The 26,231-nt window shown below is 71.5% G+C and carries 23 protein-coding genes; 6 read left to right on the plus strand and 17 right to left on the minus strand.

Annotated elements, in window-relative coordinates; all coding sequences use genetic code 11:
- Positions 1-263: 263 nt before the first annotated feature.
- The 5 genes from AC2RP6_RS11345 to AC2RP6_RS11365 are packed head-to-tail and all read right to left on the minus strand — an operon-like array spanning position 264 to position 5,934.
- Positions 264-1,238: an ABC transporter ATP-binding protein gene (locus AC2RP6_RS11345; RefSeq protein WP_486446121.1), complete on the minus strand. Its 975-nt coding sequence runs from the start codon at positions 1,236-1,238 to the stop codon at positions 264-266.
- A complete protein-coding gene (locus AC2RP6_RS11350) occupies positions 1,235-2,236 on the minus strand; it encodes an ABC transporter ATP-binding protein (protein WP_486446122.1) in 1,002 nt (333 codons plus the stop codon). The genes AC2RP6_RS11345 and AC2RP6_RS11350 overlap by 4 nt, the downstream gene beginning before the upstream one ends.
- Entirely contained in the window at positions 2,236-3,222 is a 987-nt protein-coding gene (locus AC2RP6_RS11355; RefSeq protein WP_486446123.1) for an ABC transporter permease, read from the minus strand. The genes AC2RP6_RS11350 and AC2RP6_RS11355 overlap by 1 nt, the downstream gene beginning before the upstream one ends.
- Positions 3,219-4,169: an ABC transporter permease gene (locus AC2RP6_RS11360; protein WP_486446124.1), complete on the minus strand. Its 951-nt coding sequence runs from the start codon at positions 4,167-4,169 to the stop codon at positions 3,219-3,221. Before AC2RP6_RS11360 ends, AC2RP6_RS11355 begins: the two co-directional genes overlap by 4 nt.
- A 22-nt stretch (positions 4,170-4,191) precedes the next feature.
- Positions 4,192-5,934, minus strand: coding sequence for an ABC transporter substrate-binding protein (locus AC2RP6_RS11365; RefSeq protein WP_486446125.1), 1,743 nt, complete (start codon positions 5,932-5,934; stop codon positions 4,192-4,194).
- Between the two features lie 791 nt (positions 5,935-6,725).
- Between AC2RP6_RS11365 and AC2RP6_RS11370 the strand changes: the two genes are divergently transcribed.
- A complete protein-coding gene (locus AC2RP6_RS11370; RefSeq protein ID WP_486446126.1) occupies positions 6,726-7,259 on the plus strand; it encodes an NUDIX hydrolase in 534 nt (177 codons plus the stop codon).
- Here AC2RP6_RS11370 and AC2RP6_RS11375 read toward each other — a convergent pair.
- Positions 7,229-8,587, minus strand: coding sequence for an NsdA family TPR-like regulatory protein (locus AC2RP6_RS11375; protein ID WP_486446127.1), 1,359 nt, complete (start codon positions 8,585-8,587; stop codon positions 7,229-7,231). The genes AC2RP6_RS11370 and AC2RP6_RS11375 overlap by 31 nt on opposite strands.
- 745 nt (positions 8,588-9,332) lie before the next feature.
- Here AC2RP6_RS11375 and AC2RP6_RS11380 point away from each other — a divergent pair.
- The 3 genes from AC2RP6_RS11380 to AC2RP6_RS11390 all read left to right on the plus strand — a co-directional run bounded on the left by AC2RP6_RS11380 (position 9,333) and on the right by AC2RP6_RS11390 (position 11,564).
- Positions 9,333-9,488 carry a hypothetical protein gene (locus AC2RP6_RS11380; protein WP_157853303.1) on the plus strand — a complete coding sequence of 52 codons (156 nt, stop codon included), beginning with the start codon at positions 9,333-9,335 and terminating at the stop codon, positions 9,486-9,488.
- A gap of 85 nt (positions 9,489-9,573) precedes the next feature.
- Positions 9,574-10,785, plus strand: a complete 1,212-nt coding sequence (locus AC2RP6_RS11385; RefSeq protein ID WP_486446128.1) for a JmjC domain-containing protein — start codon at positions 9,574-9,576, stop codon at positions 10,783-10,785.
- Positions 10,719-11,564, plus strand: coding sequence for an aldo/keto reductase (locus AC2RP6_RS11390; protein ID WP_486446129.1), 846 nt, complete (start codon positions 10,719-10,721; stop codon positions 11,562-11,564). The genes AC2RP6_RS11385 and AC2RP6_RS11390 overlap by 67 nt, the downstream gene beginning before the upstream one ends.
- Here the strand turns inward: AC2RP6_RS11390 and AC2RP6_RS11395 are convergent.
- From AC2RP6_RS11395 to AC2RP6_RS11440, 10 genes are all read right to left on the minus strand, one after another.
- Complete coding sequence (locus AC2RP6_RS11395) at positions 11,555-12,412, minus strand: hypothetical protein (protein WP_486446130.1); 858 nt, start codon at positions 12,410-12,412, stop codon at positions 11,555-11,557. The two genes, AC2RP6_RS11390 and AC2RP6_RS11395, sit on opposite strands and share 10 nt — an antisense overlap.
- 131 nt (positions 12,413-12,543) lie before the next feature.
- The gene (locus tag AC2RP6_RS11400; RefSeq protein ID WP_486446131.1) at positions 12,544-13,254 is read right to left on the minus strand and encodes a GntR family transcriptional regulator; all 711 of its coding nucleotides are present in this window, start codon (positions 13,252-13,254) and stop codon (positions 12,544-12,546) included.
- A gap of 78 nt (positions 13,255-13,332) precedes the next feature.
- Positions 13,333-14,238: an ornithine cyclodeaminase family protein gene (locus tag AC2RP6_RS11405; protein ID WP_486450295.1), complete on the minus strand. Its 906-nt coding sequence runs from the start codon at positions 14,236-14,238 to the stop codon at positions 13,333-13,335.
- Between the two features lie 29 nt (positions 14,239-14,267).
- On the minus strand, positions 14,268-15,287 hold the full coding sequence (locus AC2RP6_RS11410) for a proline racemase family protein (protein WP_486446132.1): 1,020 nt from the start codon (positions 15,285-15,287) through the stop codon (positions 14,268-14,270).
- On the minus strand, positions 15,284-16,288 hold the full coding sequence (locus tag AC2RP6_RS11415; RefSeq protein ID WP_486446133.1) for a proline racemase family protein: 1,005 nt from the start codon (positions 16,286-16,288) through the stop codon (positions 15,284-15,286). Before AC2RP6_RS11415 ends, AC2RP6_RS11410 begins: the two co-directional genes overlap by 4 nt.
- A gap of 20 nt (positions 16,289-16,308) precedes the next feature.
- The gene (locus tag AC2RP6_RS11420) at positions 16,309-17,223 is read right to left on the minus strand and encodes a dihydrodipicolinate synthase family protein (protein WP_486446134.1); all 915 of its coding nucleotides are present in this window, start codon (positions 17,221-17,223) and stop codon (positions 16,309-16,311) included.
- Positions 17,224-17,298: 75 nt separating this feature from the next.
- Positions 17,299-18,834, minus strand: coding sequence for an FAD-dependent oxidoreductase (locus AC2RP6_RS11425; protein WP_486446135.1), 1,536 nt, complete (start codon positions 18,832-18,834; stop codon positions 17,299-17,301).
- On the minus strand, positions 18,815-19,129 hold the full coding sequence (locus AC2RP6_RS11430) for a (2Fe-2S)-binding protein (protein ID WP_486450296.1): 315 nt from the start codon (positions 19,127-19,129) through the stop codon (positions 18,815-18,817). The genes AC2RP6_RS11425 and AC2RP6_RS11430 overlap by 20 nt, the downstream gene beginning before the upstream one ends.
- The gene (locus tag AC2RP6_RS11435; protein ID WP_486446136.1) at positions 19,126-20,301 is read right to left on the minus strand and encodes an NAD(P)/FAD-dependent oxidoreductase; all 1,176 of its coding nucleotides are present in this window, start codon (positions 20,299-20,301) and stop codon (positions 19,126-19,128) included. The genes AC2RP6_RS11430 and AC2RP6_RS11435 overlap by 4 nt, the downstream gene beginning before the upstream one ends.
- 80 nt (positions 20,302-20,381) lie before the next feature.
- Positions 20,382-22,769 carry a collagenase gene (locus tag AC2RP6_RS11440; protein WP_486450297.1) on the minus strand — a complete coding sequence of 796 codons (2,388 nt, stop codon included), beginning with the start codon at positions 22,767-22,769 and terminating at the stop codon, positions 20,382-20,384.
- Positions 22,770-22,943: 174 nt separating this feature from the next.
- Here AC2RP6_RS11440 and AC2RP6_RS11445 point away from each other — a divergent pair, with 174 nt between their 5' ends.
- Together AC2RP6_RS11445 and AC2RP6_RS11450 are read left to right on the plus strand one after the other, a co-directional pair.
- Positions 22,944-24,323 carry an aminopeptidase P family protein gene (locus tag AC2RP6_RS11445; RefSeq protein ID WP_486446137.1) on the plus strand — a complete coding sequence of 460 codons (1,380 nt, stop codon included), beginning with the start codon at positions 22,944-22,946 and terminating at the stop codon, positions 24,321-24,323.
- Positions 24,324-24,456: 133 nt separating this feature from the next.
- On the plus strand, positions 24,457-25,542 hold the full coding sequence (locus tag AC2RP6_RS11450) for an IS630 family transposase (protein ID WP_486445118.1): 1,086 nt from the start codon (positions 24,457-24,459) through the stop codon (positions 25,540-25,542).
- Here AC2RP6_RS11450 and AC2RP6_RS11455 read toward each other — a convergent pair.
- A complete protein-coding gene (locus AC2RP6_RS11455) occupies positions 25,539-26,222 on the minus strand; it encodes an alpha/beta fold hydrolase (protein ID WP_486446138.1) in 684 nt (227 codons plus the stop codon). The two genes, AC2RP6_RS11450 and AC2RP6_RS11455, sit on opposite strands and share 4 nt — an antisense overlap.
- Positions 26,223-26,231: the final 9 nt, after the last annotated feature.

Raw genomic sequence — 26,231 nt, forward strand, 5'->3', positions numbered from 1 at the left:
GTCCCGGTGCGGTAGGTCATGACGTCACCTGTCCTCGGCCGGTATGAACCGGCCGTTGTCGAGCACCGAGCGGAAGGCCCCCTCCGTGGCGTGGTCGGTCTGCGCGTAGTCGCCGCCGGCCACCTTGAGCTTCGTGGCCAGCGCCGCCGGCAGGGAAACCGTGTCCAGGTACTGGTCGTTGCCGAACCGTGCGAAGGTGGGCAGCGCGGGGACCCGGGGCGATCGTGTCGGCCCCGGGTCCCCGCTTCTTCCCGTGATCCCCGTCAGTCACCCGGGAAGTGACAGGCCACCTCGCGGGAGGCGGCTGGCCGCAGCGGGGGGCGTTCCGTGCGGCAGATCTCCTGGGCCTTGGGGCACCGGGGGTGGAAGGTGCAGCCCGGAGGCGGGGCGGCCGGGCTCGGCGGGTCGCCGAGCAGCACGATCCGCTCCCGCCGCCGCTCCGCCGCCGGGTCGGGCAGCGGCACGGCGGACAACAGCGCCCGGGTGTAGGGGTGCTGGGGGTTCTCGTAGAGGGACGCCTTGTCCCCGATCTCGACGATCCGGCCGAGGTACATGACGGCGACCCGGTCGCTGACGCGTTTGACCACCGACAGGTCGTGCGCGATGAACACGTAGGCGAGACCCAGTTCGGTGCGCAGCCGTTCCATCAGGTTGACGATCTGCGCCTGGACGGACACGTCGAGCGCGGACACCGGTTCGTCGGCGACGATCAGCCGGGGGCCGGTGGCCAGCGAGCGGGCGATGCCGATGCGCTGGGCCTGGCCGCCGGAGAACTCGTGCGGGTAGCGGTCGATGTGTTCGGGGATCAGTCCGACGAGCTCCATCAGCTCGGCGGCGCGGCGCCGGGCGTCGGACGCGCTGCGGCCCTGGACCAGCAGTGGTTCGGAGATGATCCGGGCCACGGTCTGGCGGGGGTTGAGCGAGGAGTGCGGGTCCTGGAAGACCATCTGGATGCTCTTGCGCAGGGGCCGCAGGGCTCCCTGGGAGAGCCGGCTGATGTCCTGGCCCTCGAAGGCGACCTCGCCCGAGGTGGGTTCCAGCAGCCGTACGAGCATCCGGCCGGTGGTGGACTTGCCGCAGCCCGATTCCCCGACCAGGCCGAGGGTCTGCCCGGCGGCCAGGTCGAAGGAGACCCCGTCGACGGCGCGCACGGGCGCCCCCCGGCGCCCGGTCGCGGACCGTCTGCCGGGGAAGGTCTTGGTGAGGTCCCGTACGGACAGCAAGGTGGGTTCGGTCATCGGGCCGCCTCCTCGACGGCGCGGGTCCCCGCGAAGTGGCAGGCCACGGTCCGCCCGGTGGCCGTCCCGCCGTACGCGGCCGGTTCCGGGCGTTCGCCGGTGCAGCGTTCGGCGGCCAGCGGGCAGCGCGGTGCGAAGGCGCAGCCGGGGCCGGGGGCGAGGAGGGACGGCGGGGAGCCGGGGATGAAGGGGAGCGGTTCGTCGTCGGCGGTGTCGAGGCGGGGCAGCGAGTCGAGCAGCCCGCGGGTGTACGGGTGGGCGGGGTCGGTGAACAGCGCGTCGACGGGCGCCTGTTCGGCGGCGCGACCGCCGTACATGACGAGCACCTCGTGGGCGACGCGGGCGACGACGCCCAGATCGTGCGTGATCATGACGACGCCGAGTCCGCGCTCCTGCTGGAGCCTCGCGATGAGTTCGAGGATCTGCGCCTGCACGGTGACGTCGAGGGCGGTGGTCGGCTCGTCCGCGATCAGCAGGTCGGGTTCGCACGCCAGGGCCATGGCAATCATCGCGCGCTGGCGCATGCCGCCGGAGAACTGGTGCGGGTACTCCCCCGCCCGGCGGGCCGGTTCGGGGATGCCGACCTCGCCGAGCATGTCGACGGCGCGTCGGCGCGCGGCGGCCCGCCCGGCCCTGAAGTGGACCCGGAAGTGCTCGGCGATCTGCTCGCCGACGGTGTAGTAGGGGTGCAGGCTGGAGAGCGGGTCCTGGAAGATCATGGCCATCCGGCGGCCGCGGACCTTGCCCAGCTCGCGCTCACCCAGACCCGTCAGTTCCCGTCCGGCGAGCGCCACGGAGCCGGCGACCTCGACCGTGCCGCGGTGCAGGCCCATGACGGCGAGCGAGGTGACGGACTTGCCGGAGCCGGATTCGCCGACGATGCCGAGGGTGCGTCCGGCTTCGACGGTGAAACCGACGGAGTCGACGGCCCGGACGGTCCCGCGCGGGGTGGTGAAGGTGACCCGCAGGTCGCGTACTTCGAGGAGCGGAGCGGCCATCAGTACCTCACTCTCGGGTCGATGACGGCGTACAGGAGGTCGACGACGAGGTTGGCGACGACGATGAAGAAGGCCGCGAGGAGGGTGACGCCGAGGACCACGGGCTGGTCGGAGTTGACCAGGGCGCCGTAGAACAGCCTCCCGATGCCCGGGAGTCCGAAGATGGACTCGGTGATGACGGCGCCGGCGAGCAGCCCGCCGAGGTCGATGCCGAAGATGGTCAGGATCGGCGTCATCCCGGAGCGCAGCCCGTGTTTGACGACGACCGTCCGCTCGGGCATGCCCTTGGCGCGGGCGGTACGGATGTACGGCTCGGCCATCGCCTCGATCATGGAGCCGCGGCTCTGGCGCGCGTACATGGCGGCGTAGAGCAGCGCGAGTGCGGTCCAGGGCAGGAGGAGGTTGGCGGCCCAGCCGAGCGGGTCGTCGGTGAAGGCCTGATAAGTGGGGTAGGGCAGCAGTCCGGCGATGCGGATGACGCCGTAGATCAGCATCACCGAGGTGAAGTACACGGGCAGGGAGGCGGCGGCGACGGCGCCGACCATCAGGGCCTTGTCGGTGGCGGTGTCCTTGCGCAGGGCGGCGGTGACGCCGGCGCCCAGGCCGAGGACGAGCCACAGCACGGCGGCGCCGAGGGCGAGGGAGGCGGAGACCGGGAGCCGGTCCATGAGCAGGTCCCACACGGGCAGGGAGCTCTCGTACGAGTAACCCAGGCAGGGGAAGTCACAGGTGACGGCGTACTGGCCGGTGCCGAGGGTGCGGCCGGTGAAGATGCCGGTCAGGAAGTCGGCGAACTGCTTCCACAGGGGCTGGTCGAGCCCCAGGTGGACGCGTACGTCGGCCAGCCGTTCGGTGCTGCAGGTCTTGCCGCACGCGGCGGCGGCCGGGTCGGCGGGCAGGACGTAGAAGATGAGGAAGGTGACGGCCGCGATGGCGAGGAGCACTCCGGCGAGGGCGAGGAGGCGGCGGGCGAGGTAGACGATCAACTGCGGCCGCCCCTCGGGTCGAGGATGTCGCGCAGGGCGTCGCCGAGGAGGGTGAAGGCGAGCACGGCGAGGAAGAGGAAGACGCTGGGGATGACGAAGTACATGGGGTCGGTCTCGTAGTAGGCGACGGACTCGGCGATCATCTGGCCCCAGGACGGGGTGGGCGGGCGGACTCCGACGCCGAGGTAGCTGAGGGCGGCCTCGGTGCTGATCATTCCGGGGATGAGCAGGGTGGTGTAGGCGATGACGGGGCCCGCCACGCCGGGCAGGATCTCGCGGGTGAGGATCCGCCAGGGGCCCGCGCCGCCCACGCGGGCGGCGTCGACGTACTCGCGGTGTTTGAGGGAGAGGGTCTGGCCGCGGACGACGCGGGCGACGCCGGGCCAGCCGAAGACGCCGATGACGGCGGTCATCAGGACGAGCCGGTTGACGTCCTTGGCCACGGACAGCATCGCGATCATGAAGATGAGGGAGGGGAAGGACATGGTGAGGTCCATGAGCCGGGACAGGACCGTGTCGGTGCGGCCGCCGAAGTAGCCGGCGGCGATCCCGGCGGCCGTCCCGGCGAGGACCACGATGGTGGTCGCCGCGAAGGCGATCAGGAGGGATACCTGCGCGCCGTGGACGACGCGGGCGAACAGGTCGCGGCCGGTGACGGGTTCGACGCCGAGCCAGTGATCGGGGCCGATCCCGCCGAGGGGGCCGATCGGCTGGCCCCCGAGGTAGGGGTCGACGGCGCTCTTGTCGAACTCGTGCGGGGACCAGCCGCCGAGCGCGCCCAGCCAGGGCGCGGTGACGGCCATCAGGACGAAGAGCAGGACGATGCCGAGGCTGACGCGGACGGCCGGCCTGCGGCGCAGTTCCCGCCGGGCGAGCTGCCAGGGGCTGCTGCCGGGCGCCGCCGCGGGCCCGGCCGCGGCGGCGGGTGCCGGTGCTGTGGTGGTCATGGGGTCGGGGCTCCGGGTCCGCTCAGCCCTGGCTCTTCGAGGGGTCCTTGAGGCCGACCGTCCCGTAGTCGATGGTGCCGGTCCACACGGGGTGGCCGTAGGCGCCCGCGATGTTGGTGCCGACGAGGAGCGGCTTGCGCTCCAGCAGGACCGGGACGTTCGGGGACTTCTTCATCAGGGTCGCGTCGAGGTCGATCCAGGCCTGGTTGGCCTGCTTGGCGTCGGCCATGGCGTTGATCTCGTCGATGCGCTTCATGACCTCCTCGTCGCGGAACTGGCTGTAGTTGCCCTGGTTGCCCTTTTCCTTGATGGTCCGTCCGTCGAAGACGAAGGGGATCCAGGTGGAACCGGAGGGGTAGTCGGGGCACCAGCCGCTGAGGGTCATGTCGGGGGTCGTGGACAGGTCGCCGATCACGTCGTAGTAGGCGCCCGGGTCGACGGTGTCGATGACGACCTCGACGCCCGCGCGGGACAGGCCCTGCTGGATGGCCTCGGCCTTGGCCTTGTCGCCGGTGGAGACGGCGAGGGAGACCTTCAGGGTCTCCTTGCCGGCGGCCTTGAGGAGTTCCTTGGCCTTGGCGGGGTCGCCGGCCGGCGGGATCTTCAGGGTGTCGGCCTGCTTGCCGCCGGCCAGGGCCGGGGGCAGGTAGGCGGTGGCGACCTCGTTGAGGGCGGGGCCGCCGCCCGCGGTGACGACGGCCTCCTTGTCGACGGCGTACTGCATGGCCTCGCGCACCTTGGGGTCGTCGAAGGGGGCGCGTGCGTTGTTCAGGTGGAGCATCTCGGTGCAGCCCTGGGACTCGGCGAGCAGCCGTGCCTTGATGTCGGGCTTGGGCAGCACCTTGGGGGCGCTCTCGGGGCGCATGTCGGCGTACTGCACGGTGGAGGCGTCGGCGCCCTCGCCGGCGATGATCCGGTCGTCGATCTGGCCGCCCTTGAGGCCCATGACGACCACGAACTTGTCCGGGTAGGCCTTGCGGACGGTGTCGGTGGCCGGGTCCCAGTGCTCGTTGCGGACGAGGACCAGCTTCTTGTCGCGGTCGTACGACTCGATCTTGTACGGGCCTGAGGAGAACGGGCGGGCGTCGTACTGCGTGCCCTTCTCCTGGGACTGGGGCACGGGGGCGAAGGTCGGCAGGGTGGCGGTGGCGGAGAACTCGGCCACGGGCCGCTTGAGTTCGAAGACGATCGTGCGGTCGTCCGGGGTCTTCACGGAGTCCAGGTGCTGCCCCTGGAGGGGGCCCTTGTAGCCCTCGGTGCCGGCCAGGTACTGGGCGGCGTAGTCGGGGCCGCCGGTGAGGTCGGGGGCGAAGGAGCGCTCGACGTTGTACTTGACGTCCTGGGCTCTGACCGGGGTGCCGTCCTCGTACTTCACGCCCTCCTTGAGGGTGAAGGTCCAGGTGCGGCCGCCGTTGGAGGGGGTGCCGAGGTCGGTGGCGAGGTCGGGGACCAGTTCGCTGCCGGCCTTGCCGGGCTCGGCCTTGAAGGTGACGAGCGTGCGGTAGAGCAGGCGGGTACCGAAGTCCATGGTCGGCATGACCCAGTTGCGGGCGGGGTCCAGGTGGGCGAAGTCCTGGTTGGACAGGACCGTGAGGGTGCCGCCCTTGACGGGGGTGCCGCCGAGGACCTTGCCGTCGTTGGCGGCGGCCGGGTTCGCGCCGTCGGCGCCGGTCGACCCCTTCCCGGTGCCGGAGCAGCCCGAGGCGCCGAGTGCGAGTGCGGCCACCAGGGCGGTGGCGAGGGCGAGTTGGGTGCGCTTGGTCATGGGTCACTCCAGGAAGGGGCACGCTCAGCGGCGCTGCGGCCGCACAGCTCTACGGCTCTGCGATGTGACCGGTAACATAGTAATGTGAAATTGCACTGACAAGAGGTGTGACCCGCCGTTACCCAGCCGTGTCCAAATCCCCTGCCTGCGGCGCCTCTTGGGGCGGGGTGCGCGGCCTACGGCGTTCCGGCCGGTCGGCGGGCGGCTCCGACTGCAGCGATGGAACCCTCAAGCATCGCTGCCGAAGGTTACGTGGGCATACGGTTTAAGAGCTACAGGAGACTGTCGCTATGGCCAAGGAGTACCGAGTAGGAATCGTATGCACCGATAGGGGCCAGCACGCGCGAGTCCGTCTGACGATGGCCCGACGCGAAGCTGATGGCAGCCATGGGATGCCCCATGCCTTCAGATACTTCACGTCACCCATGCGGGAGGCCGAGCCTGGGTCCATGATGGGCCGCAGTTCATACGTCTGCATCCTCGCGAGCCGAAACGCACTCGCCCGGTGGCGTGGGCGCCACAACCAGGAGGACAACAACGACTCCTGCTAGTGCGGTGATGTTCAGACGCCTCGACCAGTGAATGGCGTCCCAGCATCAACAGCCCTCGCTCAACGCATCGGACGAGGGCTGTTCCTGGCACTCCTCCATGGGAACAGCGGGGCCTGCCCGTCGTCCAACCCTCCGCGCATCCCGCACCATATTCGTCACTGTGACGCGAATTTGCCTGAACTTAGGCGCCGTTCAGCCTGGCTCTGCGATGCTTGAGGCCGATCGAGAGGGGCCGCAGCGATGCAGTGGAAGATCCACGGGGAACGTCCGATCTATGAGAACCCATGGGTGAACCTGTGGCTCACCGACATCGAGACTCCGGACGGGCATCGCTGGGAACACCACGTCGTCAAGCTCCGCCACCTGGCCGTGGCCGCGGTGATCAACGACAGTCAAGAAGTCCTGATGATGTGGCGCCACCGCTTCATCACGGACGCGTGGGCCTGGGAGCTGCCCATGGGCTTGGTCGAAGCGGACGAGACGCCCAGCGAGGCTGCCGCCCGTGAAGTCCTCGAAGAGACTGGCTGGCGTCCCGGCCCGATGAAGCCGCTGATCTACGCCGAACCTGCGAACGGTATCACCGACTCTCAACACCACTTGTTCCGCGCCGACGGCGCCACGTACGACGGGCCGCCGACCGAGAAGAACGAGTCGGACCGGATCGAGTGGATCCCGCTGGCGAACATCCGGGGCATGATCGACCGCCGCGAGATCGTCAGCAGTGGCTCCCTCGTCGGTCTCCTCTACGTCCTGATGGACGAAGGGGTTCGCTGACCCTGCGAGGGAAGCATCGCTCGTAGGCGTGCCTCGAAGGCGACCGCGGCCGGCACCTCGCGATACGGCGCAAGCTGCTCGTAGAACTCGCGAAGGTGCCCGGTCACCCGCTCGGACGACACGGCTGCCGCAGGCACCAGTGCCTGGATCGCCGTCTGGCAGGCCTGGTCGAGCTTGCCCCGCTGGAGCTGGGTTCGGGCCAGCCAGAAGGCATGGAACGCCCTACCCCGCTGGTTCGCGGGGTCCTCCCGCTCCAGTGCGTCCGCGATCAACGGTTCGGCCATCGCTGCCTCGCCGAGGCGGCCGTGCGCGATCCCCGTGTCCACGATGAGCTTCGGCTCGTCGAAGTACGCCACCCATGCCGGGTCCGGGTCGTCCGTCTTGATCCGGCCGTACTGGCTGTGGGCCTCCGCGATCGCGGTGTGGGTCGCTGTCCGGTCGCCCAAGGTCGCGTGGGCGAACGCCTCACGCATGGCCAGCATGGCCCGGACTCTCGGCGTCGTACCGATGGCCGCTCGAGCCTGGTCTTGGGCGGCGGACACCAGCGCGAGGGCGTCCGCCGGCTTGTCCTGGTAGGTCGCTTGTAGGCTCATGCACGCCAGCACGTTGGCCATGAATGGGTGGTCGTCGATTTCCCGGGCCAGTTGCAGAGCCTCCGAGAAGTACGCGCGTGCCTGGTGGTACTGCCGGGCGTCGAAATACGTCCACCCGGTCAACCGCGCCAGCTCCGCCGCAACGCCGTACAGGCCCTGCTGTATCGGCGCCGGCCGCTGATCCTTCAGTAGCCCCTCGACATATCGCAGCTGTCCGACGACAGCAGGCCGGAGTGTTTCACCCCCGTGCTCGTCGTCGCGACGCCAGTAGTCCTCAATCGAAGAACGCAGGGCGTGCAGCGTGGATGGGCTCGGGTTCGTCCCGGCAGCCAGGGCCAGGATGCCGTCCACCTCCACGCCTGGTAAGGCGCTGAGGGGCTTCGGCTCAACGGCCACGTGACCGAACTCCGGCTGCTCCCGCTGGACCACGGCCAAGACAGCCGGCGTCTCCCACGTGCGACGTGCGAGCCCGAGCATGTGCCCCGGGATGCGCAACCCATCGGCGATCCGCTCGATCACGTCCATGTGGACGAGCTGCCGCTGTCCCGCGATCACCTCTCCCACCCGGCTCGGCGTCAGCTCGCACTGCCGCGCGATCATCGACGGGTAGATGCCTGCCCGAGTCTTGACCAGGCGAAAGACCCTCGCGAAGTCGCGCACGCGGCACGCGTCGATCATCTCGGGCTCGGTGAGCAGACTTGCTGGCAGTTCCTTCGTACGACGCGTCTCGGGCATCAGGCACGCTCCGGAGGAAGACTACGGATCGTTTCAAGGTCTCAACCGAGCGTGATATTACCCAAGTTGGGTAATCCGCTGGACCTTTCTGGCTCGTCGTCCTGATCGCGATCCTTCTGGACATGGCGAAGCGACCGAGGACGACCGCCTTGAACGATTCGGCGGACACTCCTGACACACAGCGAACAGCCCTCCGGGAAACCCCTGACCTGGGCATAGAGCCCCGCGTCCTGATGAGCATCCGGGTATCGCGGGACTCCGGCCGGACGTGGTCGCCGAGCACTCGGGTTCTGGAAGGCGACCCGTTCGACATCCTCTCCAACCCCGGCCGCTACCCCCCGTGCGAGTGCCCCCGCTGTGGCGGCACCTCGTCGTCGGCCCGTGCCCTTCAGCCGGCATCCATTACGCCGGGGGCGTCGTAGTGGCCGCCTTGCGATGTTGAAAGCTCCCTTAGGGCGGGATTCCCGGGTACGTGGTCGAGCTCCGCGGGGCTGGCGCCAGCAGCTCGCTGCACTCCTCTACGTCGCGGCCGTCACCGTCCTGGTGGTCACCCTGGCCATCGCCGGTGATCCCGGCCGCTGAGCGACAACCGGTTTCCGGCACGAGTTCCGCGCTCGCTCGGCTTGTGGCATCACGCCACTCCCCTCTCCCCACCGGCCCGGAATCAACCGGGCTGGTGAGGCACGCCCTTTCGGGGCTGGGCCGGCATCCGTCGGCCCTGGACTTCCAGGAAATGGAGACACACATGGCAGCACAGAAGGAAGACCTGCTGATCGGCGTCGAGAGCCTGATCAAGGTCCAGGACCGCTTCACCGCTGCGGCGGCGGAGTCCGACTCCACTGGCACCTCCGCGGGCGACGACGGCGAGAACCGCGACGGCCTGAACCTCCCGCAGGAGTAGCACCACCCCACAGCACCAGCCGGGGGTCACGTCATCCACGACGGGCCCCCGGCCGTCACGCTCATGACGCCGACCGGAGGAACACATGGACCACCACTTCGTCAACGCACTGGAAAAGGCCCTCGGCTGGGACGGTCCCGGTGAACTCGGAGCCGGCTTCGCCCGGGGAACGATCGAGGACCTGGAACTGCTCGATCGCCTGCTCAACCCCGGGAAGCTGCTGGAGCTGGTGATGCGCCGCAGCGTCACCACCCCTCAGTTCCGTATCTTCCAGGAAGGCGCCGAACTGCACCCCGGCCGCTACATCCACCCCTCCGTCACCCGGCGGGGACAAGCCATCCCCATGGCCGACATGCGCCGCGTCGGCGCGCTGATGCGCGAGGGCTGCACCATGGTTCTGGACGAGGTCGACTTCTTCGACCCGGCCATGGAAGCCACTTGCCGCGCGCTCCAGTGGTGGGCCCGCGAGCTGGTGCAGGTGAACGCCTACCTGACCACCCAGGACGCCAGCGGCTTCAAGCTCCACTGGGACGACCACGACACCGTGATCGTCCAGCTCGCCGGCTGCAAGAGCTGGGAAGTCCGCGGCACCTCGCGCAAGGTTCCGATGTACCGCGACGCCGCCCCCAACGCCGAGCCCAGCGAGGAGATCGTGTGGCAGGGCGTCATGAAGCCCGGCGATGTGATGCACATCCCCCGCGGCTTCTGGCACCAGGCCACCCGCGACGACCAGGGCGACGGCTACAGCCTTCACGCCACCTTCGGCATCGTGAAGCGCGTCGGCGTGAACTGGCTGGCCTGGCTCGCCGACCAGGCTCGCACGCAGGAGCTGTTCCGGTACGACCTTGGTCGTTGGAACTCCTGCGGCCAATGGGAGGCACAGCAACGACTCCTGACCGACGCCGTCACCGAGCTGGCTACGAAGCTGACTCCGCAGGACTTCTTTGATGCCCGCGAGCGGGAGCGTCTGGCGGCCCGGCACGTCTCGGCGACCGGTCTGTTCGGCAAGCCCGCGGCCGTGGTGTGCGTCACCGACTTCGAGCCCGTGATCGAGCAGCACCACGACACCGTGGACGTGATCGCCGCGGGCAAGAAGCTCACGTTCGCCGGCAAGGCGCACGCCGCCCTGGCCCTGCTGTTGAGCGGCCACCCAGTCGACATCACCGATGCCGCCGAGAAGACCGGCATGGACGTGGATCAACTCGCCAGGATCCTGGTGAAGGAGGAACTGTGCACGGAGCTGACCCCCGCCTTGTCCTCGGCCTACACCGGTCTCGTCACTCTCGCGACATCCTGACGGCCGCACTCGATCTCGGCGTCACCACCCTGGACACTGCGGCTCCCTACTTCGGCTTCCGCTCCCACGCGGCACTGGCCGGGACGGCCACCGATCTGCTGCCGCGGTTCGCCCTCTCCACGAAGGTGGGCTTTTTCCCAGGGGCCGGAGGTGCTGAGCACTCCCTTGATCCGGTCCGACTGCGGCTGGCCGTCGAGCGAGCGGCCAAGGAACTCGGCAGGGAACCTGACACCGTGTTCCTCCACAACCCCGAACGGAGCCTTGCGGGCCTACCTCCTGCCGATGGCCGCGCACTTCTCGGCAATGCCTGCACCGCCCTGGCCGACGCCGCCCGCGACGGTCTGTGCCGCGCTTGGGGTGTGGCCTCCTGGGATACGCAGCCGCTCGGCGTGGTCCGCGTGGAGGGACTTCCATCTCCGGACGTCCTCATGATCCGGGCCGGTCTCCTCGTGGGCATCGACCTCCTCGACGCCACCACCGTCCTGCGCACCGCCTGGCACGCGGGCGAGATCTGGGGGATGAGCCCCTTCGGTGGCGGCCACTGGCAGGTGTGGGAGGACTTCGACCCGCGCCCGTTTCTCCGACCGCCCCACGACAACTTGTCCCGCGTGCAGGCGGCATTCCGGACCGCATTCCACCTGCCCACCGCCTCCGCGATGGCGGTCGGTACCGACGACCCCGTTCATCTGGCCCAGTTGGTCCAGGCCCTGAGCGCGGAGGTGGACGCCGCCACCGTCAGTCAGTACCTGCGGGCCCTCCATGAACGCCGTCAGAGCTGAAGTTCGGCCACCACGCGCTCGGCCTCCTTCCGGGCCGGCGCCAGCAGCGGGTCCTTCTCGTAGGCGTGGGGTCCGACGATCTTCGACAGGAAGAACAGAGACATCAGCTTGCCGTCCCGGCTCTCCAAGTCCGCACGCCGCTCCTGGTGGACGCGGTCCGCGAGCCCCGGGACGGCAAGTGCGTTGCCCCACAGCGTTGCGGCGTCCAGGCCCCGGGGCGCCATGCCCCAGTCCTCCCAGTCGATGAGGCAGAACTCCGGTCCCATCACGTTGGCCCAGGTCAGATCCGCGTGCGCCGGTGCCCACCGCTCAATCCGCGTATCGGCCACTGTGGGGAAGACCGCCTCGAGGGTCTGGGTCACCTGCTCCTGCGTGATCGTCACCGTGTCGGGCGTCGCGATCCGCGGTGTCTGCTGTGAGGCGAGCGCGTCCAGCGAAGCGTTCAGGGCTCCCCACCACTCGTCCGGCAGGCCGGGATCTTCGAGCATCAGGGCGCCCTTGCCGACAGAGGGCGATGGAATCAGCTCCAGCTCATCCGCGCGCCACATCACAGGCTCGCCGGGCTCGCGCCACGCCAGGCCTTGGTACCACTCGGGCATCGCGACCCCTTGCAGCACGGCGGCAGCCTCGGTCCCGTTCCAGCCCTGCGGGCCGATCCGCTCGAAGCCCCTCCGCTCGATACGCACCCACGTCCCCCGCTCCGTACAGCCCCCAAGGGACCGGCGCTTGCGAACGAGCGTCTGCCGGTCCAGTCGCACGTGGAGGGCTTCTTCTACGCGTCCCAGTACGTCGTCCACCGACTGACGGCGCAGATCCACCTGGGCAGCAACGGGCAGGGATCCGTTCATCACGACCTCCTCGGCGAACGGCTGACCGTAGCAGGAAGCCCCTGGTCGGGACCCCCTTCCGATCAGCGCGTTGTCCGACCAGGTGCGGTGGGTGTGGGATGTGAACACACGGCGACTCGTGCCACGACGGGCTAGCGGACCGCGCCCAGGCCGCCCGGGGGGCGGCCCACCGGTTCGTCGCGGCCCTGGGCCCAGAGGGAGCGGACGTGGCCGAGGTGGCGCTGCATGCAGGCCTCGGCCGCCTTCGCATCGCCGCTGATCATCAGATCGAGCAGCTCCAAGTGCTCCTCGGCGGAGGAGACCAGCTTGCCCGCCTCGTCCAGGCCCGTCAGGCCGTACAGGCGGGAGCGCTTGCGGAGGTCACCGACGGTCTCCACGAGCCGTTCGTTGCCCGAGAGGCCGAGCAGCGTGAGGTGGAAGCGGCGGTCGGCCTCCAGATAGCCGATGAGGTTGTGCTCGCGGGCGCTGGTGACGATCTCCTGCGCGATGGGACGCAGTTCCTCCAGCTGCTCGACCGTGGCGGTCTTCGTGATCCGGCCGATGGTGGGCACCTCGATCATGGTGCGCAGCTCGGTGTACTGGTCGAGGTCGCGTTCGCTGACCTCGGTGATGCGGAATCCCTTGTTGCGGACCGGCTCGACCAGGCCCTCGCGCGCGAGGTCGAGCATGGCCTCGCGCACCGGGGTGGCGGACACGCCGAGTTCGGCCGCGAGGCCGGGGGCGGAGTAGACGCTGCCGGGGCGCAGCTCACCCGCTATCAGAGCGGCTCGGAGGGCGTGGCCGACCTGGTCGCGGAGTCGTTCCTGGGCCTTGATGAGACTGTGCTGCTTCAGGTCACCCATTGCGTTTCCTCCGAGACCCTTTTCACCTGCCGACGAGCAGAGCAACAGCGTACAATGTCACGTTGCGCTGCTCACACTTCAGCGGGCGGCCTCGTACAGCGCGACCGCCACGGCAAGATCTTCCCAGGCCATGCCCACGCTCTTGAAGAGCTGTGGACAACCCCGCTCGCCTCCCGCCGGCAGCCGTCCGGCCACCAGGTCCGCGAGCGTGCCGGTGATGTGGCCCGGCCCGATGGCCCCCTCCGCCTCCGGGACGAGCAGGTCACCGGCCTCCCGCAGGGCCGCCGCCCGCGATTCCACGTACACCGCCGCGCGTCGCACGAGGGCGGTGTCGGTCTCCCGGGCGGTCGGCTCGTGCGACCCGACGGCCACGACCACCGCGCCGGGCCGCACCAGACGGCCGTCGAAGAGCGGCTCGCGGGCCGTGGTGCAGCAGACGACCAGGTCGGCGTCGGCCACGTCCCGCGGGGTGCCGGTCCGGGCGGCCGGCCCCAGGGTGCGGGCGTGTCCGGCCAGGCGCCCGGCCCGCCCGGCGTCGCGGCCGACCACCACGACCTCGGCCAACTCCCGCTCCGCCAGCACCGCTTCCAGGTGCCCGTACGCCTGCGGCCCGGACCCGAAGAGCACCAGCCGCAGCGGCCGCCCGGCCGGCGCCAGGTGGCGCAGCGCGAGCGCGGAGACCGCCGGTGTGCGCAACGCGGTCAGGGCCGCACCGTCGAGCAGGGCCAGCGGGCGCAGGGTCGGCCCGTCCAGCAGCAGGTACGAGCCGGTGATGCGCGGCAGCCCGCGGGCCGGGTTGCCGGGCGCGACCCCGGCGATCTTCACCCCGGCGTACGGGCCCGACGCGGCCGGCATCAGCAGCAGTTCGCCGTCGCCGGGCACCGGGATCGCGGAGCGCGGCGGGCAGCCCTCCGGGTCGACGCCGCCGCGCAGGGCGGCGGCCAGGGCGTCGGCGGCGGCGGCCGGGCCGAGCGCCGCCGCCATGGCCGCGGCGTCGAGCTGGGGTGTCCCGGTCACAGCAGGAACCCGGTGCCGAGGGCGTCGTACGGGTCCGCGGTGAAGGCGTGCTCGCCGGTGCGGTAGGCGGTGCCGGTGACCTCGGTGACCCCGCCGTCCAGCAACCGGCCGGTGAACACGGTGCCGGTGACGGACTCGTTCAGCAGGTCCTCGCCCGGGCCGAGCCGGCCGTCCTCGGCGAGCAGCGCGAGCCGCGTCGAGGTCCCGGAGCCGCACGGTGAACGGTCGACCTGCCCGTCGGCGAAGACGGTGACGTTGCGCTGGTGCGGCCCGAACGGGGTGTCCGGCAGCTCCTCGTACAGGATCACCCCGTAGACCCCGGACAGGAGCGGGCCGTCGGGGTGCCAGGTGGCGGGATGGGCGGCGAGGGCGGCCCGGACCTCCTGTCCGGCGCGCACCAGCGCGGGCAGCGCCGCGGGCGACACCTCCAGGCCGAGGTCGCGGGCGCGGACGGAGGCGTAGCAGGCGCCGGCGTGCGCGATGTCCGCCTCGGCCAGCCCGAACGAGGTGGCGACGGGGACCTTGCGGGCGGCCACCCGGGCCGGGACGTTGCGGAAGGTGACGCCGGTGGTGCGGCCCCCGCCCCGGTGGACGGTGGCGGTGACCCGCCCCGACGGTACGTCGATCCGCACCGGAACGTCCCCGTCGTCCGGGGCGGCGACCCGGCCGCTGTCCACGGCCCAGACCCCGAGGGCCATGGCGCCGTGGCCGCAGGCCGTCGAGTAGCCGTCCTTGTGCCAGAACAGCACGCCGAAGTGGGCCCCGTCGTCGTCGGCGGGGACCACGAACCCCCCGTACATACCGGCGTGTCCGCGTGGTTCCTGCACGAGCAGCCGCCGTACCTCGTCCAGGGCGCCCCGGCGCGGCGCGGTCCCGGATCCGCCCGGGCCGACGGCGGTGGCGCAGCGCTCGGCGACGGTGTCCCCGGGGACGGGCGGCATGCCCTCGCCGGCGGTGTCGACGATCCGGAAGGGCTCGCCGGCGGTGTGGTAGTCCACCGTTCGGACGGTCGTCACAGCAGGAAGCCTCCGGGGAAGGGGTCGGACGGGTCGAGGAAGTACTGGGCGGTGCCCGTGATCCAGGCCCGCCCGGTGACGGTGGGGACCACGGCGGGCAGCCCGCCGACGGTGGTCCGCTCGACCAGCCGGCCGGTGAACTCGGTTCCGATGAAGGACTCGTTGACGAAGTCGGCCCCGAGGTCCAGGAGGCCGCGGGCATGCAGCTGCGCCATCCGCGCGCTGGTGCCCGTACCGCAGGGCGAGCGGTCGAACCAGCCGGGGTGGATGGCCATGGCGTGCCGGGAGCGGCCGGCGTCGGAGCCGGGGGCGGCCAGGTAGACGTGCTTGACCCCGGCGATGGAGGGGTCCTCGGGGTGGACGGGCCGGTCCGGGCCGGCGTTGATCGCGTCCATGACGGCCAGCCCGGCGGCGAGCAGGTCGTCCTTGCGGGAGCGGTCGAAGGGCAGCCCGAGGGCGTCCAGTTCGACGAAGGCGTAGAAGTTGCCGCCGTAGGCGAGGTCGTAGGTGACCGTGCCGAGGCCGGGCACGTCGGCCTTGAGGTCGAGGCCGACGCTGAAGGAGGGGACGTTGGTGAGGGTGACGGCGGTGGCCGCCCCGTCCTCCACCCGCACGTCGACGCTCACCAGACCGGCGGGGGTGTCGAGCCGGACGGTGGTGACCGGTTCGACGACGGGCACCATGCCCGTCTCGACGAGCACGGTCGCCACCCCGATGGTGCCGTGCCCGCACATCGGCAGCAGGCCCGACACCTCGATGTAGAGCACGCCGTAGTCGGCGTCGGGGCGGGTCGGGGGCTGCAGGACGGCCCCGCTCATCGCGGAGTGCCCGCGCGGCTCGTACATGAGCAGGGTCCGTACGTGGTCCATGTGCTCGATGAAGTGGATTCGCTTCTCGGCCATGGTGGCGCCGGGGATCACCCCGACTCCCCCGGTGACGACCCTGGTCGGCATGCCCTCGGTGTGCGAGTCCACCGCGTGGTAGACGTGGCGCGTACGCATCAGGCGTCCCCTCCGGCTGGTTAGTTGAGGCCCTCGGCCAGGGCCTTCTCGGTGGCGGCGCGGACGGCGGCCTCGGTGTCGCCGGTCAGCGGGAAGCGCGGCGGGCGGGTGGCGCCGCCGGGGCGGCCCGCCAGGTCCATGGAGAGCTTGATCGCCTGCACGAACTCGGTCTTGGAGTCCCAGCGCAGCAGGGAGTGCAGGGACTTGTAGAGCGGGAGGGCGGTGTCGAGGTCCCCGGCGACCGCGGCCCGGTAGAGGGTCGCGCAGGAGCGGGGCAGGGCGTTGGGGTAGCCGGCGATCCAGCCGACGGCCCCCGCGAGGGCGAGTTCGAGGAGGACGTCGTCGGCGCCGATGAGCAGATCGAGGCCCGGGGCCAGCTCGGCGATCTCGTAGGCGCGGCGGACGTCCCCGCTGAACTCCTTGACGGCGACGATCGATCCGTCGGCGTGCAGCCGGGCGAGCAGGGAGGGGACCAGGTCCACCTTGGTGTCGATGGGGTTGTTGTACGCGACGACGGGCAGCCCGGCGCGGGCGACCTCGGCGTAGTGGGCGCGGACGGTCTCCTCGTCCGCGCGGAAGGCGTTGGGCGGCAGCAGGAGCACGGAGCCGGCTCCGGCCTCGGCGGCCTGGTCGGCCCAGCGGCGGGCCTCGGCGCTGCCGTAGGCGGCGACGCCCGGCATCACGCGGGCGCCGTCGCCGGCGGCCTCGACGGCGGTACGGACGACGCGCGCCCGCTCCTCGTCGGTGAGGGTCTGGTACTCCCCGAGGGAGCCGTTGGGGACCACGCCGTCGCAGCCGTTCTCGATCAGCCAGGCCACGTGTTCGGCGTAGGCGTCGTGGTCGACGGTGAGGTCCTCGCGCAGGGGGAGCGCGGTGGCGACCATGATTCCGTGCCAGGGGCGGGTGCGGGGCGCGGGGGTGTGCGCGTGGGTCATGAAGGGCTCCCTAGTGTGGTGTGTGACATTTTACTAGTGGGTGCGGTGCGGCCACAAGGGCCGGGGCACCGCTGATCAGCGGTCGGTGGCGGGAAGTTCGGCGGGAAGTTCGGCGGGAAGTTCGGCGGAAAGTTCGGCGAGGTGGCGCAGCGGGACCGGGCAGGAGAAGGGCCGCCGGTCAGGGGCGGGCTCCTGCCCGGCGAGAGCGGCGACGGCCGGACCGCACATCCGGCCCTGGCACCAGCCCATGCCGGCCCGGGTGAGGAGCTTGACCGTACGGGCGTCCCGCGCCCCGAGGTCGTCGGCCGCCTCCCGGATCCGCCCGGCCGGGACCTCCTCGCAGCGGCAGACGACGGCGTCGTCGCGGAGCCAGCCGGTCCAGCCGTCGCCGGGGCGGTGGGCTGCGGCCATCGCGTCGGCGAAGGCGCGCAGCCGGGCGCGGCGGCGGGCGAGGCGGGCGGCCCGCGGCCCGGACCCCGCGAACGGCCCGCCCGGCCGCAGGGCCGCCGCGACGGAGTGCGCCGCCAGTTCGCCCTCGGTCAGGGCCAGTTGGGCGCCGCCGATGCCGCCGGTCTCCCCCGCGGCCCAGATGCCGGGGACGGAGGTGCGCTGTTCGGCGTCGAGGACGAGGGCGACGGTGCCGTCCGGGCCGGGGCGGGTGGCGCAGCCGAGCCCGGTGGCGAGTTCGAGCTGCGGCACGAGCCCGTGGCCGACGGCGAGCGCGTCGCAGGGGATCCGGCGGGCGGTACCGGGCAGCGGCCGCCAGTCGCGGTCCAGCCGGGCGACGGTGACGGCCTCGATCCTCGCCGTGCCGTGGGCCTCGGTGACGGCGTGCCGGGTGAGCAGCCGGACGCGGTGACGGGCCAGCGCCCCGCCGTAGGCGGCCGCTTCGACCAGCTTGCCGGGGTTGCGCAGCAGGGCCGGCGTCCGGCCGGCGTACGCGGTGTAGGCGGCGGCCTCCACCACGGCGGGCACGGCGGCTCCGGCGGCGGCGAGGGACCCGGCCACCGCGAGCAGCAGCGGGCCGCTCCCGGCGACGACCACGCGCCTTCCGGGCAGGACCAGTCCGCCCTTGAGCATGGCCTGCGCACCGCCGGCCCCGACCACGCCGGGCAGGGTCCAGCCGGGGAAGGGCAGTTGTCGCTCGTAGGCGCCGGTCGCGATGAGCACGGCGCGGGCGGTGACGGCCACCGCCCGTTCGTCGGGGGCGTGGCCGGCGACCGCGTGCAGGGTCCAGCCGTCCTCGCCGGGCACCACGGTCCAGACGTGGTGGAGCGGGAGGTACGTGATCCGGCCCGCCGACGCGTGGGCGCGCAGGGCGGCTTCGCGGGTCGCGAACGCGGCCCAGCCGTGGTGCAGCGCCTCGGGGCGGTCCGCCCCCAGGCCGGGCGCGGGATGGCGGTAGAACTGCCCGCCGGGCCGGTCGCCCGCGTCGAGGAGGGCGACCCGGAGCCCGAGCCCGGCGGCGCTGACGGCCGCGGCCAGCCCGGCGGGGCCCGCCCCGACGACGGCGAGGTCGACCGGATCCGCACCGGCGGCGGGTGGCCGCGGGGGGCGGGGCCGCTCCGTGGAGCGGGGCCGACCGGCGGGGTCAGACGGCGAGGTCGGCACGGCCGGTTCCCTCCTGGGTGGTGACGGCGTCGCCCGGACGGGCGGGGACCAGGCAGGCGCGCTGGTTCGGCCGGCCGTTGACGGTGACGAGGCAGTCGTAGCAGCTGCCGATCCCGCAGAACGCACCGCGCGGGGCGCCGCCCTCCCGCGTCGTCCGCCAGGCGAGGATCCCGGCGCCCCACAGGACGGCGGCGACGCTCTGGCCCTCCGCGGCGGGCAGTTCCCGGCCGTCGAAGTCGACCGTGAAGCGGGCCTGCGGGCTGCCGCCCACCAGGGAGCGGGGGGTGCGCATCAGTGGTGCTCCTCGGGGGTGTCGGCGGTGGCCGGGCCGCCGCCGAAGCGGTCCGGGCGGAAGGGGTGCAGGGGGAGCGCCGGGGCCGCTCCCGTCAGGGCGGCTGCGATCAGCAGGCCCGTGGCGGGGGCCAGGCCGATGCCCGCGCCCTCGTGGCCGCAGGCGTGCAGCAGCCCCGGGCGGCGGGGGTCGGGGCCGATCGCGGGGAGGTGGTCGGGGAGGTAGGGGCGGAAGCCGTGGTAGGTGCGCAGGACCCGCACGTCGGCCAGTACGGGGAAGAGGGCCGCCGCCTGGGAGGCCAGCCGGCGCAGCGCCTGCGTCGACAGGCTCCGGTCGAAGCCGACCCGCTCGCGGGTGGCGCCGATGAGGACCGGCCCTGCGGGGGTGCCCTCCACCACGCCGGAGGACTGCAGGGCGGCGGAACCGCTGGCGACGTCCGCGATGTAGTCGGCGGCGTAGACCTTGTGCCGGACCACCCGCGGCAGTGGCTCCGTCACCAGGACGAAGCCCCGGCGCGGGAGCACGGGCAGGGTGGTCCCGGCCAGTGCGGCGACATGCCCGCCCCAGGTGCCGGCCGCGTTGACGACGGCCGGGGCCGTGAGTTCGCGGCGCGGGGTGCGGACCCCGCGTACGGCGCCCCGGTCGAGCAGGACCTGCGTCACCTCCTCCCCCGCGTACACCTCGGCGCCGGACGCGGCCAGCAGCCGGGCGGCCGCCTGCGCGGGCTGGACCTGCGCGTCCTGCGGGTAGTGGAAGCCTCCCGCGAGGCCGGGCGCCAGGTGGGGCTCCAGCTCGCGCAGGGCGTGGCCGGGGACCTCCACCGCGTCGACGCCGGCGGCGCGCTGCCCCTCGGCGAAGCTCCGCAGGGCCTTCACCGTGGCCTCGTCCGGGGCGACGACGAGGCCGCCCTTGGGCTCGTACTCGACCTCGCGCGGCAGGACCGCGGCGAGTTCGGTCCAGAGCCGGGTGGAGAGCAGGGCGAGGTCGAGTTCGGGGCCCGCCTCCTTGTCGGAGACGAGCAGATTGCCCTCGCCGGCGCCGGTGGTGCCGCCCGCGACGGGTCCGCGGTCGACCACGGCCACGGAGAGGCCGGCGCGGGCCGCGTAGTAGGCGCAGGCCGCTCCGACGACGCCGGCGCCGATGATCACGGCGTCCAGTGAGTGTCTCTTGAGCACGACAGTAATATGTCACATTCTTTAGTGCCTGCCCAGACCGCCCCGCACCCTCGCGGGGCGGCGGGGCGGTCCGGAGCCCGTCAGCTGCGCAGCGGTCCCTCGCAGCTGTAACTCGAGGTCGCGGCGACCTTGTTGCTCCAGATCTCCGGCGTACCGAAGGAGCAGTTCATGTCGGCCAGGTTGTTGGAGGCGGCCCCCGCCCGGTCGAGGATGAAGTAGTCGACCGTCTCCGACATGTCCTTGAAGTTCTGGTCGTCGCTGCGCCAGTTCTTCAGGTTCGCGGTGATGCGGCCCGTACAGGTGAAGCGGCGCTTGCCGGGGTCGCCGTTCTCCACGCAGTCGGGGGTGTTGTAGGTGGCGGTGGCGAAGGCGGACTTCACGGAGGCGAGCGCCGCGTCGCGCAGCTGCTCGTTGGGGGTGAAGGTGGTGTTCGGCACGTAGAGCTGGTCGACCTTGGCGATCTGCGCGTCCAGGAACCGGTCGTAGTCGCGCTGGAGGTAGGTGTCCGCCCCCATCCGGTGGCGCCAGGCGTCGTAGGCCGCCACGTCGTCGGCCCGCAGGTGCGTGTACATCTCGCGCAGCAGCGAGGGCTTCTCGGTCCACAGGAACTCGAAGAAGGTGCCGGCGTAGCTGTAGAAGCGGAAGCCGTCGCCGTCGTAGGTGGCGTTCAGCAGCTGCTCGACGGTCATGCGCGGGCCGCCGCCGGCCGTGTCGCTGATGATGCTCTTCACGAGGGACTTGCGGACGGCTATGCCGTTGTCGCGGGTCGCGCCGTCGAAGAACTCGGCCGTGCCCTCGTCCATGGCGGTCGTGCGGTCGCTCTCGTACCAGGGGCCCTGGCCGAAGAAGCCGGGGACGGCGAAGCGGCCGTTGAGGTAGTGCGTGTACTCGTGGCGGAAGAGCTCTTCGAGGGTGAGGGAGGAGTCCTGCGGGACGCGGCGCTGGTAGGTGTAGAAGGTGGCGCCGTTCTCGATGTAGATGCCGCCGTTGTTGGTGTCGTAACCGGTCAGGATCGGGTGGTAGTTGACGTAGTCGGCGCGCGAGGCGTAGAGCACGATGTTCAGCGTGGCGTTGGGGTCGCCCGCGAGCGGCTGGTCGGTGCCCAGGACGCGGTGGTACTGCGCCTTGACCTGCTTGCTCGCGTAGTAGAGCTGGTCTACGGTGGCCCGGTCCAGGGCGGTGCGGACCTTGATGGCGCCGTTGTCGTAGGTGTAGGTGTACGGGAAGAGCTGCTTCTCGATGTCCTCCTTGCACACCCCGTACGGCTTGCACGCGTCGTAGAAGTTGAGCCAGGAGACGACCTTGGCCCACGGTTCGCTGCCGTCGCCGAAGCCGGCCCTCAGGGGCGAGAGCATCGCACCGAGGTCGGCGACGACCTGGTCGCGCAGGCCGTCGACCTGGCCGAAACGGGCGTACTCGCTGAGGGCGTCGCGCACCACCCAGGCATTGCCCGTGCCCTTGAGGTGCGTGTAGCCGGCGAAAGCCTTGAAGGCGGCGCGGTAGGCGGGATCGGCGGCGACGGCGGCGTGGAAGGCGGTGTCCTGGTTGCCGGGGTAGACGCCGAGGTAGTTGGTGGAGAGCGCGGCGAGCACGGCGCCCGCCCAGGCGGGGTCGAGGTGGGTGGCCGGGTGGGCCGGGTCCATGGTGGCCAGGACCTTCTTCACCAGGCCGAGCTGGTGCTGGCGCAGGCCGGGGCCGGCGGAGTAGAGGGCCTCGCGCAGGGTGCGGGCGTTGGTGGGGGTGACGTCGAAGGTCCGCGCGGCATTGCCGTAGTCGTCGATGGCCTTGCGTATCGCGGCGGTGGTCGGGGCGTCGGTGACGTCGATCTCGTCGCGTGAGAAGTCGTGGTAGGCGACGGCGTGCAGGTAGGTGAACATCTCCTCCAGGTGCGAGGAGTTGCGGCCGTCGTGGGCGGCGGCCAGGGCGGATATCCGCCGGGACACGGCCTGGACGTGCGCGTCCGACATCACCGGGGCCAGGCGGGCGTCCCAGGTCCAGATCAGGCCCCGCAGGCAGCCGTCGGCGGTGACGGCCTGGTCGGCGAGGAAGTCGGCGAACTGCTCGGGCGTGAGGTTCGTGATCCCGTCGAGGGTGCAGGGTACGCCCGCGGCGACGCTCTTCGCGGTGGGGGCCGACTTGGCGGCGGTACCGCGCTTCTCCAGGTCCTGGGCGGGGGCGCTGGCGGGGGCCGCGCCGGGGACCTGACCGGCGATGTCCAGCCCGCCCGGGGCCGGGGCGGGGGCGGGGGCGTTGTCCTTCGCCTCGGCGAAGCGGTCGACCTCGTCGAACGGGTTTCCCGTGGGGCCGTGGGCCGCGGCGGCGGGCGCGGCGGCGGCCGGGGCGCCGGCGAACGCGGCCGGGGCCGCGGACTCTGCGGCCTGCGTGGCGCCCTGCCCCGCGGTGGCGACCAGCGTCACGGCTACGGCGGAGGCGAGGAGGGAAGAGCGCACAGCTCTGTGCTTGAGCACCGAGAACTCCTGGGTGGAGAGGGTCGGGTGGGGGGTGGTGCGTGAACGGCCCTGCGTCACGCGGCGTTTGACGGGGATTAACGTGCCGCGGTGTGAGCTGTAACATAGTAATGTGAAATTGCACTGACAAGACCTGTGCGCCCACCAGTTCGTGTCTTCCGTGAAGGAGCCTCCGTGACCGACTCCCCCGCCCGCCTCAACACGGGCAGCCACGACCGTCCGGTGTCACCGGAGTTGTCCCGGTTCATGGCGGGCGACTGGGCCGCTTCCCCGCTCCCCGACTCCACTCGGGTCCCGGCGTACGGCGTCACCCCCGCCCGCCGGTCCCGGCTCTCGGCCCGCTTCCCGGGCGAGCGGCTGATCGTTCGGGCCGGCGAGCTGAAGGTCCGCTCCAACGACTGCGACCACCGGTTCCGGCCGCACAGCGCGTACGCCTGGCTGACCGGCCTCACCGGCGAGGACCAGGCGGGCCACGTCCTGGTCATGGAGCCGTCGGGCCCGCACGCGCACGAGGCGGTCCTGTACCTGCGGCCGCGCTCGCCGCGGGCCGACGGCGACGGGGAGTTCTACCGCGACCGCCGGTACGGGGAGTTCTGGGTGGGCCGCCGGCCCGACCTGGCGGAGGCGGAGCGGCTCACCGGCATCCGCTGCGCCCACCTGGACGCCCTCGGCTCACCGGCGGGCCGCGACGCCGCCTCCGACACGGAACTCGCCGCCGCGCTCTCGGAGTTGCGCCTGGTGAAGGACGCCTGGGAGGTCGAACAGCTCCAGTTGGCCGTCGACCACACGACGGCGGGCTTCGAGGACGTCGTACGGTCCCTGCCGCGCGCCCTGGCGCACCCGCGCGGGGAGCGTTGGATCGAGGGAGTCTTCGGACTGCGCGCCCGGGTCGAGGGCAACGGCACCGGCTACGAGACGATCGCCGCGTCGGGCGCGCACGCGTGCACCCTGCACTGGATCCGCAACGACGGCCGGCTGAACGGGCAGGACCTGCTCCTCCTGGACGCCGGCGTGGAGACCGACACCCTCTACACGGCGGACATCACCCGCACCCTTCCGCTGTCGGGCCGCTTCTCGCCCGTCCAGCGGCAGGTCTACGAACTGGTCCTGGCCGCACAGGAAGCGGGTATCGCCGCGCTGCGGCCTGGGGCGAGCTTCGGCGACTTCCACCGGGCCGGGATGCGGGTGATCGCGGAGGGTCTGGCCGACTGGGGCGTCCTGAAGGACGCGGAGGGCGACCTGCACCGGCGCTACACCCTGTGCAGCAGCGGGCACATGCTGGGGCTCGACGTGCACGACTGCGCGAAGGCGCGGGCGGAGACGTACCTGGAGGGGGTCCTGGAGGAGGGCCAGGTCCTGACGGTGGAACCGGGCCTGTACCTCCAGCCGGACGACGAGACTCTCCCCGTCGAACTGCGGGGCATCGGGGTGCGCATCGAGGACGACCTGGTGATCACGGCGAACGGCGCCCGCCTGATGTCGGGCGCCCTGCCCCGCACGGTCGCGGGCATCGAGGAGTGGATGGCGGTCCTCCTCCAGGACCGCCACGCCTGAACCAGCAAGGGTGACCGCCGGACACCCCCTAGTGATCTGGTCGTGAGTTGATTCGGCACCACGTGAGTCGCTTTGCGTACCAATTCGCGGGTTTGGCTGACGGGCGCTGGCCGGCTTCGGTGTGCTGTGGGTTGTGGGTGACAGCAGGCTGGAGCCGCTGGTCCTCAGTGAGGCCGAGCGGCAGGTGTTGAGCAACTGGGTCAAGCGCCGGGCGACCGCGCAGGGTCTGGCCCTGCGGGCGAGGATCGTGCTGGCGTGCGCGGAGGGTGGGCCGAACCTGGCGGTGGCCGCCCGGCTGGGAGTGAACCGCGGCACCGTGGCGAAGTGGCGGGCCCGGTTCCTGCGAGACCGGCTCGATGGACTCGCGGACGAACCGCGGCCCGGGGTCCCGCGGACCATCACCGACGCCCAGGTGGAAGAGGTGGTGGTCCGCACCCTGGAGGAAACCCCTCCTGGCGGGACGCACTGGTCCAAGCGGGAACTGGCCAAGGCCGTGGGCATCTCGCCAGCCAGTGTGCTGCGGATCTGGCATGCCTTCGGCCTCCAGCCGTGGCGGACCGAGACCTTCAAGATCTCCCCGGACCCGTTCTTGATCGAGAAGATCCGCGACGTCGTCGGCCTGTATCTCGCTCCGCCGGCGAACGCGGTGGTCTTCGCGGTGGACGAGAAACCGCAGATCCAGGCCCTTCAGCGGACCGCGCCGGTGCTGCCCATGATCCCGGGGGTGCCCGAGCGGCGCAGTTTCGACTACGTCCGGCACGGCACCGTCGACCTGTTCGCCGCCCTGAACACCGCGACGGGCAAAGTGATCACGAAACTGTCCGCGCAGCACCGGGCAGTGGACTTCCGGGACTTCCTCGACGAGATCGACCGCCAGACCGACAAGGGCCTGGCGGTCCACGTGATCTGCGACAATCTCTCCGCCCACAAGGCGCCGGTGGTGCACAGGTGGCTTCTGGCGCACCCCCGGTTCCAGCTCCACTTCACCCCCACGTACTCGTCGTGGATCAACCAGGTCGAGCGGTGGTTCGCCGAGCTGGAACGGCGCTGCCTGGAGCGCGGAGTGTTCTGCTCACTCGACGACCTCAAAACCGCACTCGAAGGCTGGATCAAGGTCTGGAACGACGACGCCCGGCCCTTCAAGTGGACCAAGACCGCCGACCAGATACTCGACCGGATCTGCCGCTACTGCTCACGCATCTCCGAACCAGATCACTAGAGGCCGACGGCCGCGCTGCGGATCAGGTCGAGGACGGCCTCCGGCCGGGACAGCATCGGGACGTGCGCGGAAGCGACCTCGACGGCCGTGGCACCCATGCGCTGCGCGGCGAACCGCTGGAGGTCCGGATTGACCGCGCGGTCCTGGGTGGTGACGAGGAACCAGCTCGGCCTGGACTTCCAGGCGGGGTCGGCGACCGTCGAACCCAGCACCTCCGCCCGCGGGGCGCCCTGCGTCGCCCAGACCACCCGCTGCTCCGCCTCGGGCAGGTCGCCGACGAAGTCGGAGATGCCGTCCCGGGAGATCCAGATGCGGCCCTCCTCCTCGTCGAGGTGGGAGAAGAGCGGCGGTGCCTCGAACTTGCCGATCAGGTCCTGCGGGGTCTCTCCCGCGTCCGGGGCGAGCGCCGCGATGTAGACGAGGCCGGCGACGCGCTCGTCGGTGCCGGCGGCGGTGATGACGTAGCCGCCCCACGAGTGCCCGACGAGGAGCGTCGGGCCGCTGACGCGGCCGAGGGCGTGGTGGACGGCCTCGACGTCTCCGGCGAGGGAATCGAGCGGGTTCTGCGCCGACACCACCTCGTGGCCCTCGTCCTGCAGGACGGGGATGAGCTTGCTGTAACAGGAGCCGTCGGCCCAGAGGCCGTGGGCGAAGACGATGCTCGGCTTGCTCGGTGCCATCGGTTCCTC

The sequence above is a fragment of the Streptomyces sp. WAC03905 genome, from assembly GCF_057371075.1.

Coding starts and splice junctions, on each gene's coding strand:
- AC2RP6_RS11375 (WP_486446127.1), bottom strand. CDS start 8,587: ATGCCCGAGACGCGTCGTACGAAGGAACTGCCAGCAAGTCTGCTCACC.
- AC2RP6_RS11400 (WP_486446131.1), bottom strand. CDS start 13,254: ATGGGTGACCTGAAGCAGCACAGTCTCATCAAGGCCCAGGAACGACTC.
- AC2RP6_RS11385 (WP_486446128.1), top strand. CDS start 9,574: ATGGACCACCACTTCGTCAACGCACTGGAAAAGGCCCTCGGCTGGGAC.
- AC2RP6_RS11365 (WP_486446125.1), bottom strand. CDS start 5,934: ATGACCAAGCGCACCCAACTCGCCCTCGCCACCGCCCTGGTGGCCGCA.
- AC2RP6_RS11420 (WP_486446134.1), bottom strand. CDS start 17,223: ATGACCCACGCGCACACCCCCGCGCCCCGCACCCGCCCCTGGCACGGA.
- AC2RP6_RS11345 (WP_486446121.1), bottom strand. CDS start 1,238: ATGACCGAACCCACCTTGCTGTCCGTACGGGACCTCACCAAGACCTTC.
- AC2RP6_RS11415 (WP_486446133.1), bottom strand. CDS start 16,288: ATGCGTACGCGCCACGTCTACCACGCGGTGGACTCGCACACCGAGGGC.
- AC2RP6_RS11395 (WP_486446130.1), bottom strand. CDS start 12,412: ATGAACGGATCCCTGCCCGTTGCTGCCCAGGTGGATCTGCGCCGTCAG.
- AC2RP6_RS11370 (WP_486446126.1), top strand. CDS start 6,726: ATGCAGTGGAAGATCCACGGGGAACGTCCGATCTATGAGAACCCATGG.
- AC2RP6_RS11360 (WP_486446124.1), bottom strand. CDS start 4,169: ATGACCACCACAGCACCGGCACCCGCCGCCGCGGCCGGGCCCGCGGCG.
- AC2RP6_RS11455 (WP_486446138.1), bottom strand. CDS start 26,222: ATGGCACCGAGCAAGCCGAGCATCGTCTTCGCCCACGGCCTCTGGGCC.
- AC2RP6_RS11405 (WP_486450295.1), bottom strand. CDS start 14,238: ATGGCGGCGGCGCTCGGCCCGGCCGCCGCCGCCGACGCCCTGGCCGCC.
- AC2RP6_RS11380 (WP_157853303.1), top strand. CDS start 9,333: ATGGCAGCACAGAAGGAAGACCTGCTGATCGGCGTCGAGAGCCTGATC.
- AC2RP6_RS11350 (WP_486446122.1), bottom strand. CDS start 2,236: ATGGCCGCTCCGCTCCTCGAAGTACGCGACCTGCGGGTCACCTTCACC.